Below are 14,784 nucleotides of genomic sequence, written 5' to 3'. Positions count from 1 at the left end.
GATAGGGACGCAGGCCTGAAAATGGGCCGGGCTTTCTGCTAGAATCCGCCGGATTTTGCGGAGGAACGCACTGGAGAACGCGTGTGAAAGCGATTCTGGTATTGGAAAACGGGGCGGTTTTCGAGGGCTTGGCCGCAGGCGCGCCAGGCGAGACGGGCGGCGAACTCGTGTTTAACACGAGCATGACCGGCTACCAGGAAATTCTCACCGACCCGTCCTATGCGGGGCAGATCGTGACGATGACCTGCCCGCACATCGGGAATTACGGGGTCAACCCCGCCGACGTCGAGTCGCGCCGGCCGTTCGTGGCCGGATTCGTCATGCGCGAGTGCTGCAAGGAGCCGAGCAACTGGCGCGCCACGATGAGCCTGCCCGGCTACCTGCTGGAGAACGGCATCGTCGCCATTGAGGGCGTGGACACGCGCAAGGTCACGACCATTCTGCGCAGCGAAGGCAACAAGAAGGCCGTCATCAGCACGACCGACTTCAACCACGACAGCTTGGTGGCGAAAGCGCGCGCCGTGCCCGACATGGCCGGCAGCGACTACGTGAAAGAAGTCTCGGTCGACGACGCGTACGACTGGGAAGACCCCGACCGGCCCCGGTTCCGCGTCGTGGCCATGGACTACGGGATCAAGCAGAACATCCTGCGCGTGTTGCGCGAGCACGGCTGCGACGTGACCGTGCTCCCCGCCACGGCATCGCCGGACGAGGTCATGGCGGTCCAGCCCGACGGCGTGTTCCTGTCGAACGGTCCCGGCGACCCCGCCGCGCTGCCGTACATCTACCCCACCGTGCAGCGGCTGCTCGAAAAGCGCGTGCCCATCTTCGGCATCTGCCTCGGCCACCAGATACTCGCGCACGCGCTCGGCGGCAACACGTACAAGCTCAAATTCGGCCACCGCGGCGCGAACCAGCCCGTGCTGTGCCACGACACGGGCCGCGTCGAGATCACTTCGCAGAACCACGGGTTCGCGGTCGACCCGGACTCGCTCGACCCCGCCAAGGTGCGCATCACGCACACCCACCTCAACGACCGGACCGTCTCCGGCCTCGAGCACAAGGAACTGCCCGCGTTCAGCGTGCAATACCACCCCGAGGCCTCGCCCGGCCCCCACGACAGCCGCTACCTCTTCAATCGCTTCGTCGCCATGATGGAAGAATCGCGAAAACAGGCGGGTACGAAGTGACGGGACCCGGATAACCTGCGGTGCGGCTCTACCGGTTCTGAAGTGTCATGCGGTTTGGCGTGTATTCGGCGTCCATCGAGCGGTTGGAGCAGTTCAAGCCAGTTGCGGACCTTCAGTACGCCGGAGACAGGACCTGAAGAGGACCGGTAACGATTTCCAGGGAACCGTCGGGCCGGTGGCGGAATTCGGCGCGCGTGACCTTGCAGTCGGCCAGCCTGAAAACGCTGTGCGTGCCCGTCGCGATAATGGCCTCGCCGCACCGGGCAAGCCCGGTGACTTTCTCCGGAAGGGGGTAGTGGTGCAATAGTTCATTCGACGTCCCTAGATGTAGGACGCCTGCAGTCGAGTAACAACACTCGGAATGATGGGCCAGTCCAAACCATAAGGTCCCGCTATCCGCCAAGACGGCAGTCGCTGACCAATAAGCCATCACGGAAGGGAAGTGCAGTTCAAATTCACGCGTAGCGTAATCAAATGTACCCCAGCCACCCAAACCGGTTGATCCTTCGCCATCGTAGAAGGATATTCCAAACAGCAGTTTCCCGTTCAGCATAAGCCGGGGGCCTATGGAATTACCAATGGTTTCCTCAGCAGAACCATGCTTCATCGGGCGGAACGTATAATACGCATCCTCTGTCGGCTGCGGCATTGGCAGAAAAGTGAACTCCTCCTGTTTCAGTACCGCTATGCCGGAGTTGTCAATGCCCACGCCTTCTCCGTCTTCTCGAGTACCAAGCAAGAAAAACACCTCTTCATCGAGCCTCGTCGCGCACATCTGTGCCGACTGTGCCGACCAGTAGAATCCAGATTCCCTTGCCCAGTGCATAAGGCGTTCCCTAAGCACCTGTTCGTCCAAAGATTGGGACGGACTTTCTTCGAGTTCCCACTTACTGTTGCGCAGAATGTAGGACGTTTTGTCGTTACCCACTTCGGGGCCATTCGGACCTAGCCTCATCGTTGCCGTCCAATCAGACGGAGTTTCCGTAAACGTGTGCGCTACTTCAATGAAGGAGCCGGACGAATCCAGTACACGAAGCACCCTTTTCGACACCCCATCGTCCGAGAGAATCAATATCTCAGGTCCCTTCTGTGCCATTCCGTGAATCGTGGTTGCCGATGGATAGACGGTAATCAACTTGGATTCCGCCAGCGAGTAGACAAATTCGAAGAGCTGTTTTGGTGCCTCTGGGCCGTCACAACTGAATGAAAACACAACTCGACTCTCGCTTCCCTCAAGCAAATATGGGCGGGCATAGGAGTCATCCATGATCCGATTATCCAACACGAGACTGGGAACAGATTCGCCTCGCTTTACCAGGAAGATTCCATGATAGTGGAAGTTGCTTGAAGTCTCCGTCGCGGCCGCGATGATAAGGTCAAACCTTGAATCGAGAGGTTTGACAGCCTCGACAAACATCCAAGCCTTAGCGAATCCCTCTCCGAAGAACGGCTCTGCGTTCCAGTCCTTGAACGTACGTAACGGTGGCGGCGCGTCTGGCTCCGGCGGAGTGGATTCCGCACTGCCGGTGAACCCGAAAACGATGAAAATGGACGCAAGGACAAGAAAATCGACCCGCCCCATATTGCGAATCGAGTAAGTCCTCGTGTTTGCCATGACCTATCCCCTTCCTTGCCGCTTTCTGCGGTGACCTGCCGAGGCTAATGTTCTCAGACGCTTATATCCGCGGGGACGCCTGCCGGTTCCGCAGGAATCAGGGACGGTATTTTGCCGAATGTCACAAGTGGGTCTGCCAGCCGGAGCGTGCAAAGCTGGCAGGCCGTCTGCTCAACTTGACGCAGAAGCTTCTTGCCGCGCGCGGCGGTGGTCGATGCGTTCGCCGGGCTTGGGGGTCCAGGACGTGCCGTCGGGCAGGACGGAGCGCATCGTATACGTGCCCTGGGTACAGTCCAGCGTGATGAGTTTGCCGCCTTTGGGCACGTATTCGCGGCCGTAACCGCCGAGGCCGGTGGCGCGGCCATAGACGAGTTCCACACCATCGATGACGCCCTCGTAGTCGTTTACGTGGTCATGGCCGCAGATGCAGGCGCGCACGCCCGCATTCTTGAGACAGGCGAGCGATGCGCCGTCCTCTTCCTCGGCGCAGGGGTCTTCGCCGATGATGCCCTCAGCGACGCCGTTCTCCCAGATGTCGGCGTACTGCTTGAGCGGGATATGGAAAAACGCGAGGCGGGGCACACCGGCTGGCGGCAGCGCGGCAAGCCAGTCCCGCTGTTCCTGCGCCATGCCGATATCCGTCGTGTTCAGGCAGAGCAGTTCGGCGGCGCGCTCGCCCGCGCCGTCGATCACGCCGATGGTGTAGTTGCCCCCGGTGGCCGCGCCGCGGTACAGGGAGTCCGGCGCGCCGGTGAGCGTTTTATGCCCCGCGTTCATATCGGCGAGCATGTCGTGATTGCCCCAGGTGAACGCCCAAGGCATGCCGATGTGCCCCAGCCGCCGGACGGCGCGCCGCATCATGAAGGATGCGAAATCGCCGCCGCGGTTGCCCGGCCAGACGTCGCCGGTAATCATGACGAGGTCGGGGCCGGTCTGCTCTATCAGCGTGTCCATGATCTTGAGGGTCGGTATCTGCCCCGCCTCGACCCGGCGTTCGCGAGGGGAGAAGAAATGCAGGTCGGTAAACTGAAGAATCTTGAACGCCGCCGCGTCCTTGATGTGCAGTTGTGCGGCCGATTCCGCCGTCGTGGATGCGTCGAGCGGCGTTTCGGACTTCCCCGTGCACCCCGCGGCCAGAAGGGCGCCGCCCGCGATAAGAAACTCCCTGCGCGTCACCATGATGTCGTCCTCCGTCGGAATACCGGCGATTGCCACGGGAACAAATCCGCTGTTCCTCATGCGCCGGACATTGGATTATGGAGGCATTTCCGCGCGGATGCAACGGTGGGTCGGGGCTGAAATGGGTTACGAGCTCATAATCCATAGCCACGCGGTTCATTATAAAGACTGATAACTATTCTTATTAGCAAAGAAAGAAAGCTGTGTCTCGCGGGATTATTCCGTGTGGCGGGCGGGTTTCCTTGAGGTGCCCTGTCGAGGCTGTACGCAAGGGGCGGCACATTGCAGGAGAGGCACGCATGAATGAAGCGGAATCGCACCTGGAATTCTACCGGAACGCATTCGGCGGCTCATGGATTACGCAGGGGATCTGGACAGCCGCGGAACTGGGAATCGCGGACCTGCTGGTGGACGGCCCGCGCACGGCGGAGGAACTGGCTGCGGCATCCGGCGCGCACAGCGGCGCGCTCTATCGTCTGCTCCGGGCGCTTGCTTCCGTGGGTGTCTTCGCACAGGACGCGGACGGGCGTTTCGCGCTGACGCCCCGGGGCGCGCTGTTGCGCAGCGATGTGCCGGGCTCGCAGCGCTCCTTTGCGGTCATGATGGGCGCGGAGTTCTACGCGGCATGGGGCGAACTGCTGCACTCGGTGCGGACGGGCGAGCCGGGATTCGAGAAGCGGTTTGGCGCGCCCTTCTTCCGGTACCTGGAAGAGCATCCGGACCGCCATCGCGTCTACGACGCCGCCATGAACGGCATCCATGACGTCGAAACGGAACCCATGCTGGACGCGTATGATTTCAGCACGTTCGACACCGTTGCCGACATCGGCGGCGGCAACGGCCTGGCCCTGACCGGCATCCTGAAACGGCATTCCGCGGTCAAAGGCATCCTGTTCGACCTGCCGGCCGTGGCGGAGCGCGCCCGGACCGTGATATCGGGCAATGGCTTTGCCCACCGCCTTCGGGTCGTGGGGGGGGACTTCTTCGTGTCGGTTCCGCCGGGCGCGGACGCCTACGTGCTGCGGCACATCGTTCACGATTGGCAAGATCCCGAGGCGATTGCCATTCTCGCCCGGTGCAGGGAAGCGGCGGGCCCGGCCGGCCGGATCCTGGTGGTTGAGAACGTGCTGCCGCCCGGGGACGAACCGAGCTTTGGCAAGTGGCTCGACCTCATGATGCTGCTCGTCGCGGGGCGCGAACGCACCGAAGACGAGTACCGGCGCCTCTTTTCCGCCGCGGGATTGTGCCTGAACCGCGTGATTCCGACCTCCGCCGGCGTAAGCATCCTCGAAGCCGCCGCCGGTTAACAGCGGGGCCGCCTGATGTGCGGCGGTGGGGGCTGGCAGTACGGCAAGACCGGACGGGACGCCCTGCGGCACGCACGGATACATTGCCGGCCGACTTGGCCGTGATGTTCCTCGGCTTGGTTCAACCGGCGGTAATTCTGTGGCACGTCAGCGAAGGCAGATTCGATGTTACGCGGCAGACCGAGAAGGCCTGGTGCCTGTTCAGGGAAGTTCTTCGAGAAGACGGACCAGACGCGAGCCCGAGACGAACGCTCGCGAAGAAGGAGAAGCAAGATGAACACGAAGACTTTGATTGGCGCTCTGATTACGGTGGCATTGGCGGTGAGCGGGACCGCGCTCTTCCCCGCGACTGGTGCGTACGCGCATTGCGACACGCTGTCTGGCCCGGTGATCACGGACGCGAAGGGCGCTCTCGAAAGCAAGGACGTGACGCCGGTGCTCAAGTGGATTAAACCGGAGGACGAGCCGGAAATCCGCGCGCTCTTCGATCATACGGTCGAAGCGCGGCAGCAAGGCGCGGAGGTCCAGGAACTGGTGGACATGCACTTCTTCGAGACGCTCGTGCGCGTGCATCGCGCGGGCGAAGGCGCGCCGTACACAGGACTGAAGCCCGCCGACACCCCGCTCGAACCGGGTATCGAAGCTGCGGAAAAGGCGCTCGAGTCCGAATCGGACGACGCCCTGCTACAAGCGCTTGTGGAGGGACTGACGTCCAGCGTGCATGAGCGTTTCGACCGCGTGGCCGAAACTAAGAAACACAAAGACGACAGTGTCGAGGCGGGCCGCGCGTATGTCGCCGCCTATGTGGATTACATCCACTATGTGGAGGCGCTCCACGCGATCTTTTCCGGCACCGGCGCACACGGCCATGGGCAATCGGCGGAGCAAACCGAACACGGTTACGCCGAGGCGGAGCACCAACATACTGAATCTGCGCCCGCTGAATCCGGCGCCGCCCATCATCATTAAACGGTACGGCGCCGTGGCGACCCCGTTTTTTCTGGCCCTGATGTGAATTTGTATTCACAATAGGGGAAGAAAATGAGCACCGTTGGATAGAGGGAATTGCTGGCAATACCGCTGCTGTTCGCGGCGGCTGCGGTGTTTCTCGCGGGCGCGCCAACTGGCCATGATTCTCGCGTTTCTGCCGTCGTTCCTGCTCTCCGGCTTCGTGTACGCCATCGCCAATATGCCGCTTCCGGTCCAGATCGCGACGCACGCGTTCCCCGCGCGCCATTTTACGGCGCTGTTGAAAGGTATCTACCTCAAAGCCGTCGGATTGGAGACTCTGGGCGTCGAGGCGGCGCTCCGGCGTCTTGTTGGCTTTCACCATCCAGAGGCACCAAGTTGCGCCGCGGCAGTTCACTCCTTGCTTGCGGCCGGCCGTGTCCTGCCGGCGCGCAAGCAGGCGCCTTGCGGCGCGGGCCCGCAAGGCGCCTGGAAGAAGTGCGTGTTGGATTTCGCGCGGCGCTAGTGAGTGAAGACCATCTTTTTGACTTGGACGCCGTTCAAGGCCTTGAGTCTTGCGGCCATCTCGTTGCAGACGGCGTCTTTGCCGAACATTTCGAGAAGGATGACTCCGGCGGTGGAGCAGGAGCGCTCGTCCACTTCGTGCAGGCCGAGGCGCGTCTTGATGTTGCAGCCGTACTCGCTGAGGACCTGTTGCACTTTTTGCACTACTTTCGTGCGGTTCTGGACATGAACGCCGAGAATCACGTGCTTGCTTTTCATGGTTGTTACTCCTTCGTGATGCAAGTGTTTCGGACGCTGTCGCTCAGCAGGGGAGTTCCCAGCCGCGGCGGTATTCCTTGCTGACGATTTCTGCGGGGTTCGGCACGTTGGTGACGACGCCGTTCTTGTTGTCCCAGTGGAGTTTTTGGCCGGACTTCACGACGAGATTTCCGAACTGGACCATTTCGGTGAATGGCCCGGCGTAGTCGAAATTCGAGCACGAGGGCTGGCCGCCCTTGCACGCGCGGATCCAGTCGAAATAGGGGCTTTCCTTCGGGATCCGTTCGAGGGTCTCGGGCGGATACTGATAGTCGTTCATGTTCTCGATGGGCATGAGGCGCGGTTCGCCGCCGTATTCGCCCGCGGTGAGGATGCCCTTCTCGCCGATGAAGAAGGACCCGTTCATGTCGTCGTCGCCGAGTTTCTGGTCCGGCGGGATGCTCTCGGGGCGCTTGGGCCTGTTGTAGACTTCCTCGCCCGTGGCGGGGTCCGGCCAGTGCCCGTCGTACCAGTAAACATCGACGGGGGCCATATCGCCGCGCGCGGGGAACGAGTATTTGATGGTGGACATGATTGGGAAGGTCTGGTCGTTGCGGCCGCGCTGTTCGACGACCTCGACGGTGTAGTCGGTTGCTTCAACGAGTTTGAGCACCATGTAGGCGGGGTCCATGATGTGGCAGGCCATGTCGCCCAGCGAGCCGCCGCCGAAATCGAGCCAGGCGCGCCAGTCGTGCGGCGCGATGCCCTTGTTAAAGGGCCGCCAAGGCGCGCAGCCGATCCAGCGGTCCCAGTCGAGGTTTTCGGGCGTGACCATGGGCGGGAGCGGCTCGGCCATGCCTTGGTTCTTCCATACGGGCCGGTGCGTCCAGATGTGCGCTTCCTTCACCTGGCCGATGCAGCCGCTCCAGATCATCTCGCAGAGGCGGCGCACGCCGTCGCCGCAGTGGCCCTGGTTGCCCATCTGCGTGGCGACTTTCATTTCGCGCGCGGTCAACGTCATGAGCCGCGCCTCGACGACGGTGTGTGTGAGCGGCTTCTGCACATAGACGTGCTTGCCGAGCTTCATCGCCATGTAGGCGGCCGGCGCGTGCATGTGGTCCGGCGTCGAGATGGTGACGGCGTCGATCTCCTTCATCTCTTCGAGCATGTTCCGGTAGTCTTTGTATTGCTTGACGTCTTTGATCCGGTAGAACGCCTCGGCGCAGCGGTCCCAGTCGACATCGCACAGCGCCACAACGTTTTCTCCGAGCATCTTGCAGCTCATGATGTCGGAGAAGCCTTTGCCGCCCGCGCCGATGGCCGCGATATTGAGTTTTTCGTTAGGCGATAGCTGGCCGGGAATCACCCGCGCCGTGTTGGGCGCGAGGGTCTGCCCCGATACGCTGAGCGCGGCGGTAGTCGTGGTTGCCGCGAGAAATGCGCGTCGAGTCAATGTGCTGTTGTCCATATGCCCTGACCTTTCCGGTGTTCTGGTTGCCTTGAAGGATTGATAACCCACGTGCGGCATGGTAGCAACGGGCGAGAGCGAATTCCAATTTGAGGCATTCCCGAAATGGAACTCGCAGGTTTCCGCGGTGGCGCTCATGTGCTACTATGCCGGGAACTTGCGCCGGAGCGGCGCGGTAATCAAGAGGAGCGGCGCGGACCATGAAAAAACTGGCACTGATCGGGACCGTGGCATGCGTGATTGCCGGGACGGGGTTTGCGGGGGACCTGGAGAAGCTTGCGCAGGAACCGCTGACACACCCGGACACGGCGGGATGGCAGGAGTTGTTCGCCCCGGACCTGTCGAATGCGGTCAAGCCGGACGGGGTCTGGACTTTCGAGAACGGGGAACTCACGGCGAGCAAGGACGAGGCGCTGTGGAGTCAGGAAGACTACGAGAATTTCCTCCTGGACCTGGAATTCCGGAACGCGCCCGAAACCAACAGCGGCGTGATTGTCTATTGCAGCGATGTCTCGAATTGGATTCCAAACGCGGTCGAAATTCAGATTGCGGACGACCACGCGAAGAAATGGGCGGAATCGCCGCGGTCGTGGCAGTGCGGGGCGGTCTTCGGGCATTTGCCGGCCTCGAAAAGCGTCGTGAAACAGCCGGGTGAGTGGAACCGGATGACGATCCGCTGCATCGGGCAGCACATCGACGTGGCGCTGAACGGGGAGCATATCGTGTCGATGGACATGAGCCTGTGGACCTCCGCGCAGACGAATCCTGACGGCACGGAAATCCCGTCGTGGTTGAGCAAGCCGCTGAGTTCGCTGCCGACGAAAGGCAAAATCGGACTCCAGGGCAAGCACGCGGGCGCGCCCATCTGGTTCCGTAATCTGCGGGTGAAGCGGTTGGACTAGCGCGTCCGCGATTGCGGATGCGGTGTGAGCGGGGGAGGCGCTGCCGGAGGCAGGCCCGGTCCGGCGCGGTGCTCCTTTTCGCGGTATGAACGGGAAGGACGGAGCGAACATGACGTATCTGAAGGCGGACGATACTGCCCCCAGAAGGGAGGTATGGCGCCTGGGACTCACCATCCTGGTCGTGAGCGTGGGTCTGGTCTGGTACGAGGTCAACCTCGTGCGCCTGTTCTCGATTGTGATCCGCAATGTCAGCTTCTTTGTTCTTGGCGTTGCGCTGTTTGGCTATGGGCTGGGCGGGTTGTACGCGCAAATCCTGAGCCGCGGCGGCGGAGCGGACCGCTCGCCGGAGGCGCTGCGGCGCATGGTGTTCCGGCTTGCGTTGCTGACCGCCGGGGCGATGGTGCTGGGCGTGATCATTCTGTCTGTTGTGCCCGTGGGCCGGCCCGGGCGTCCCGCGGCCATTCCGCTCTGGCTCTCGATCGGTATACTGTTTGTGGGGACGAGCCTGCCGTTTACGTGCGGCAGCATGCTTATGGCGAAGCTGTTCGCGATGCGCCCGGAGGAAGCGCCGCGCCTCTATTTTGGCGACTTGGCGGGCGCGGGCGCGGCGTGTCTGTCCGCGGTGGCGGTGTTTACGGTGCTGGGCGGGTTCGGGATGCCGTTCGCGACGGCGGGGGTGTTGCTGGCGCTCGCGGCGGTTCATGCGTGGGGAGGCCGGCGGTTCTGGGCGGCGGCAGCGGGCGTGGCCGCCGTGCTCTGGTTCGGCTATGTGAATATGCAGTCGGGTCTGGTGCGGGTCACGCCGGAGGGCGACCTGCGGCACCGGGAATTCCTGTTCAGCGGCTGGAATTTTTTCTCGTGGATCACGGTGGAACGGGACCCTCAGTGGCGCGGCTGGCGGATCAGTCCGGCGTACACGGGGCCCGATCCGGAATACCTCGTGATCCGTCAGGACGGCCACGCGCCCGCGTGGATCACGCGGTTTGACGGCGATTTCTCGAAGGCGGAGCACCTCAGATACGATGTCACCTCGTTGCCTTATCACATCTTTGACCCGGAGCGTGTCCTGGTCATTGGCGCGGGCGGCGGGCGCGACATTCTGACGGCGAAAGCGTACGGGACCTCACACGTGACGGCCGTCGAATTGAACCCGATTACCGCAAACGATGTCATGCGCGAAGCGTTCCGCGGCTATTCGGGCAACGTCTACGGCATGGAGAACGTCGAGATAGCGGTGGAAAACGGACGGACGTTCATGGAGCGGACGCAGGAGACGTACGACTTGGTCTATACGTCGCTGGCGGACACGCTGCTGGGCAATTCGGAAGGCATCTTCGTATTGTCCGAGAATCATTTGTACACGACCGAGGCGTTCTGCGCGTACCTGGACCGGCTCAAGCCCGGCGGATTCGCGTGCATTATCTACACGGCCCTTGAAGAGGGGCATCTTCTGCCGCGATTCCTGAACACTTGCATTGAAGCGCTCCGGCTGCACGGGATTTCCGAACCGGAGAAGCACATCGTCGCCATGATGACGCCGGACCCGCCGGGGGAAGTGGATGAGGGGGTCTGCCTCATGTTCGGGAAGTCGGCGGTTACGCGGGAGATGACGGCGCGGGCCGCGGCGGCGTGCGCGGAACTCGGTTTCTCGCTGGCGTGGCCGCCGGGCGGGCCGTCCAATCCGTGGACGGACCAGGTGGCGCAAGTGCTGAACCCGGAGCGCCGCAAGGCGTTCCAGGCGTCTTCGTATTACGATATCTCGCCGCTGCGCGACGACCGGCCCTACCTGTTCTACGTGACGAAGCCTCAAGACTTCCTCTCGATGCTGCTGCATCCCCGGGCAACGGCGGAGAAGGTGCCGGTGGGTCTGAGCCGGCTGCCGTTTCTGATCGATACGTTCTTTGTCGTGCTTGCGCTGGTAGGCGTGCTGATGATTTCACCGCTGGTGTTGTTCCGGCGGTCGGAATTGGCCGGGGGCCGCCCCGAGCAGATGGTGTTTCTCGTCCTGTTCCTTTTGCTGGGCATGGCGTACATGTTCATCGAGGTCGGGTTTTTGCAGCGGTTGTTCCTGTTTTTGGGCAACCCGACGCTGACTTTCGCCGTGACCTTGGGCGTCATGCTGTTCTTCACGGGGCTGGGCAGCTATCTGTCCCGCCGTTTCGCGGACATGCGGCTGTGGCGCTGGCTCGGCGTATGCGCCGGTGTCGCGATGCTCGTGCAGATCGCGGTCCACGTGGCCGCGCCGCCCGTGCTGCACGCCGCCATGGGCGCGCCGCTGGCCGCGCGCCTGCTTCTCAGCTTCGCGTTCCTGGCCGCGCTCGCCACACCGATGGGGATGCTGTTCCCGACGTGCATGCGGCTGCTCGCCCGCCTGCGTCTGGACATGGTGTGCTGGGCGTGGGGCATGAACGGCGTCGGGTCGGTGGTGGGGACTGTCGGCGCGAGCCTGATCGCGATCAATCTGGGTATCGGCGCGGTGTACCTCGCAGGGACAGCGTGCTATGCGCTGTTTGCGCTGGTGAGCCTGCTCGGCGTGCTGTGCGACGCGCGCTGGCGGGCCCGCGCGGCGCCGGCCTGACCAGGGCCGCGCGCGGCGGCGCGATTACTTCGATATCGTGCTTGGCGTCTTGCTGCGCCGCTTGGGTTTCCGGGGCGGGGAGTTCGCGCCGGGTTCGGCCGGCTTGACGCAGGGGTGGTCCAAGAGCGACAACTGGCGCCCGTCGCAGCTTTCGCAGCCGTCCCAGCAATAGGTGCACAGCTTGTTCTTTGGCAGGCCGATAGCCTCGACCAGGTCGTTGAGTTCCTGGTATTTCAGCGTCGTGAGCCCAATCCGCTGGCCGATGCGCTCGACCATCACGGCGTGCCGTTCCGAATGCGGGTCCGCATATTCTTCATAGTGGGATTCGTCGTCGCCTTCCAGTTCCTTGATGGCGCGGCGGCTCGCCAGGTCGAGGTCCGTGCGCGACCGCGAGAACTCGAGAAACTTGCAGGGAAATACGAGCGGCGGGCAGGCCGGCCGCATGTGCACCTCGAGTGCGCCGTAATCGTACAGGCGCTGGATGGTGTCGCGCAGTTGCGTGCCGCGCACGATGGAGTCCTCGCAGAAAAGCAGCCGCCTCCCCTGGATGATCTCGCGGATGGGAATGAGTTTCATGCGCGCCACGAGTTCGCGCATCTCCTGGACCTGCGGCATGAAGCTGCGAGGCCAGGTGGGCGTGTATTTCGTGAAGGGCCGCGCGTAAGGGATATGCGCCTCGTTCGCATAGCCGATGGCGTGGCCGGTGCCCGAATCCGGAATGCCCGCCACGATGTCGACAGACGACGCGTCCTTTCGCGCGAGCGCCGCGCCGCAGCGGTAGCGCACCGCTTCCGCGTTGATACCCTCGTAACTGGACGCGGGGAATCCGTAATAGACCCAGAGGAACGCGCAGACCTGCATGCACTCGCCGGGCGGCGCTTTCTGTTCCAGGCCGTCCGGCGTCAGCAGCACGATCTCGCCGGGGCCAAGGTAACGCTCGACTTCGTACCGGAGATTGGGGAAAGCGGTCGTTTCCAGGGTGACCGCAAAAGCCTCGCCATCGAGGCGCTGTCCCACGATAACGGGCGTCCGGCCGAGCCGGTCGCGCGCCGCATAGATGCCATGCTCGCACAGGATGAGCAGCGAACAAGAGCCTTCGATACGAGCCTGCGCGTTGCGGATGCCTTCCTCGAACGTGCTTCCCTCGTTGACGAGGGTGGCGACGAGTTCGGTCGTGTTTATGCCGCCGCCGCTCATCTCGGAAAAGTGCGTGGTCCGTTTTCGGTAGGCTTCTTTCGTCAGTTGTTCGGCGTTCTTGACCGCGCCAACGGTGACGATGGCGTATTTGCCGAGATGGGACCCGATAATCAACGGCTGCGATTCGTTGTCGCTGATCACGCCGATGCCGAGATTGCCGCGCATCGTCTTGATGTCGTCTTCGAACTTCGACCGGAACTGCGCGTTGGAAATGTCGTGGATGTGGCGCGCGAACCCGTCCGGGTTCAACGTGGCCAATCCGCCCCGGCAGGTGCCCAGATGCGAGTGGTAATCCGTTCCGTAGAACAGGTCGTGAACGCAATCCTTGCGCGAAGCAACACCAAACAGGCCGCCCATAACGCCCTCCCGCTTGCCCAAACGCTCCCCGAAACCGCACGATCGATGATATGCAATCTGCTCTTCCCAAAGCAATATGGAACTCAACAGTTGTGTAGTATAGGCGGACGTAGCCGGGCGTGTGCGCCGGCGCGCACCGGCGGCGTCTTCCTCGAAAGTTTTCCCTGAGTGCCTGCTCAGTGGCCGGTTGGTCGCAGCGGGGGGATAGTCTTTTTGGGGCGGCTTCTATGCACCTCTACACCGTGGCCCTGCTCCGTTCTCTCCCCCACCACCGTCCCTTTCAAACTGACAAAAAAGCTAAAACACCTTGACAATTCTACGACCACACGGTACAGTTGAGGCGTTAGGATGAAGTTGTGGGAAGGCTGTTCGTTTAACCCCGGTATCCTGATTCGTTTGGGCTTCATTTGTAACCTTTTTCTTTGCAAAGGGTTGAATCAGGCTAGAGGCAGGAGAGTTTGCATCACAAGAAGCAGTGTGCGCTCTCTCCATTTCTCGAGGAGAAAATGCTATGACTGATAAGGATAGGCACCATTGCCGGTTGGGATTCGTGCCCGTGTTGGCCGCGGTCCTTGTAGGGGCGCTTTGCGGCGTGACTTGGGCAGACGCCGATTTCGGCGATGCGCCAGACCAAGCCGGGTCCGGGCAATTCGGGTTCACCAAGGGCCATTACCCGACCAAGAGTCCTACGGGCAACACCACATTTCCGGGGCGCACTGGCCCTTATCATGCGGACCTCAGCGAAGAGGTGCTGGGCGTCCTCGTGGATGGCGAGCCGGGCGCGAAGGTAATCAACCGGGATTTCTTCGACGACGGATTCGCGGGGTTCTTCTTCCTGGTTGTTCAAATTCCTGTCCCGTGCTTCACCCTCGTTCGCGTCACGATTCCGGCGCATGCTTCGCCAGGCACCCGGTACATCAACATGGCGGCGGACCTGAACCAGGACGGCAAGTGGGCGCAATACACGGACGTCCTGGGCACTCCTGTAGACGAGTGGGTGGTGAAGAACTTTCAGTTCGATGTCCCGACGGATATTGCGGTTGGGCAAACCAAAGATTTCATACTGCCCGCGTTCGGATGGGGCAGCGGGCTTCTGTTCGCGTACCCGACGTGGTTTCGCCTGACGCTGACGGAATCACCGCTGAATGCGGCGGACTTTGGCCTGAGTGGTTGGGACGGAAGCGGCCCGGGTAGCGGATTCGCGACGGGCGAAACGGAAGACTACTTCTGGCAAGGCTGGGGCATCGGCATAAAGCGCGGCGGCGGTGGCGGGGGCGGTGG

The 14,784-nt window shown here is 62.2% G+C and carries 12 protein-coding genes; 7 read left to right on the top strand and 5 right to left on the bottom strand.

From position 1 onward, the window contains the following. The first annotated feature begins 83 nt into the window (after positions 1–83). Positions 84–1,190 (top strand): glutamine-hydrolyzing carbamoyl-phosphate synthase small subunit, encoded by a 1,107-nt coding sequence (gene carA, locus KA184_19270; GenBank protein MBP8131725.1) that lies wholly within the window; start codon positions 84–86, stop codon positions 1,188–1,190. Positions 1,191–1,302: 112 nt separating this feature from the next. On the opposite strand, the gene KA184_19265 is transcribed toward carA, so the two are convergent. Both KA184_19265 and KA184_19260 read right to left on the bottom strand, forming a co-directional pair. Then, complete coding sequence (locus KA184_19265; protein ID MBP8131724.1) at positions 1,303–2,805, bottom strand: hypothetical protein; 1,503 nt, start codon at positions 2,803–2,805, stop codon at positions 1,303–1,305. Positions 2,806–2,976: 171 nt separating this feature from the next. Then, positions 2,977–4,020 carry a metallophosphoesterase family protein gene (locus KA184_19260; GenBank protein MBP8131723.1) on the bottom strand — a complete coding sequence of 348 codons (1,044 nt, stop codon included), beginning with the start codon at positions 4,018–4,020 and terminating at the stop codon, positions 2,977–2,979. Between the two features lie 263 nt (positions 4,021–4,283). Here KA184_19260 and KA184_19255 point away from each other — a divergent pair, with 263 nt between their 5' ends. From KA184_19255 to KA184_19245, 3 genes are all read left to right on the top strand, one after another. After that, positions 4,284–5,291 (top strand): methyltransferase, encoded by a 1,008-nt coding sequence (locus KA184_19255; GenBank protein ID MBP8131722.1) that lies wholly within the window; start codon positions 4,284–4,286, stop codon positions 5,289–5,291. 273 nt (positions 5,292–5,564) lie between these two features. Then, positions 5,565–6,260: a hypothetical protein gene (locus KA184_19250; protein MBP8131721.1), complete on the top strand. Its 696-nt coding sequence runs from the start codon at positions 5,565–5,567 to the stop codon at positions 6,258–6,260. 82 nt (positions 6,261–6,342) lie between these two features. Continuing rightward, positions 6,343–6,765: an ABC transporter permease gene (locus tag KA184_19245; protein MBP8131720.1), complete on the top strand. Its 423-nt coding sequence runs from the start codon at positions 6,343–6,345 to the stop codon at positions 6,763–6,765. Here the strand turns inward: KA184_19245 and KA184_19240 are convergent. Then, the gene (locus tag KA184_19240) at positions 6,762–7,022 is read right to left on the bottom strand and encodes a hypothetical protein (protein ID MBP8131719.1); all 261 of its coding nucleotides are present in this window, start codon (positions 7,020–7,022) and stop codon (positions 6,762–6,764) included. The two genes, KA184_19245 and KA184_19240, sit on opposite strands and share 4 nt — an antisense overlap. 43 nt (positions 7,023–7,065) lie before the next feature. After that, positions 7,066–8,469, bottom strand: coding sequence for a Gfo/Idh/MocA family oxidoreductase (locus KA184_19235; GenBank protein MBP8131718.1), 1,404 nt, complete (start codon positions 8,467–8,469; stop codon positions 7,066–7,068). 200 nt (positions 8,470–8,669) lie between these two features. On the opposite strand from KA184_19235, the gene KA184_19230 reads away from it, so the two are divergent. Together KA184_19230 and KA184_19225 are read left to right on the top strand one after the other, a co-directional pair. Continuing rightward, complete coding sequence (locus KA184_19230; protein MBP8131717.1) at positions 8,670–9,371, top strand: DUF1080 domain-containing protein; 702 nt, start codon at positions 8,670–8,672, stop codon at positions 9,369–9,371. Between the two features lie 109 nt (positions 9,372–9,480). After that, positions 9,481–11,949, top strand: a complete 2,469-nt coding sequence (locus tag KA184_19225) for a hypothetical protein (GenBank protein MBP8131716.1) — start codon at positions 9,481–9,483, stop codon at positions 11,947–11,949. Between the two features lie 24 nt (positions 11,950–11,973). Here KA184_19225 and KA184_19220 read toward each other — a convergent pair whose 3' ends face one another. Next, a complete protein-coding gene (locus tag KA184_19220; GenBank protein MBP8131715.1) occupies positions 11,974–13,503 on the bottom strand; it encodes an amidophosphoribosyltransferase in 1,530 nt (509 codons plus the stop codon). A 511-nt stretch (positions 13,504–14,014) separates the two neighbouring features. Between KA184_19220 and KA184_19215 the strand changes: the two genes are divergently transcribed. After that, a partial coding sequence (locus KA184_19215) for a hypothetical protein (GenBank protein MBP8131714.1) occupies positions 14,015–14,784 on the top strand: 770 nt, incomplete at its 3' end.

It is taken from the genome of Candidatus Hydrogenedentota bacterium, assembly GCA_018005585.1.
Classification (GTDB): domain Bacteria; phylum Hydrogenedentota; class Hydrogenedentia; order Hydrogenedentales; family JAGMZX01; genus JAGMZX01.
This window is presented reverse-complemented; position numbering and strand designations above follow the sequence as displayed.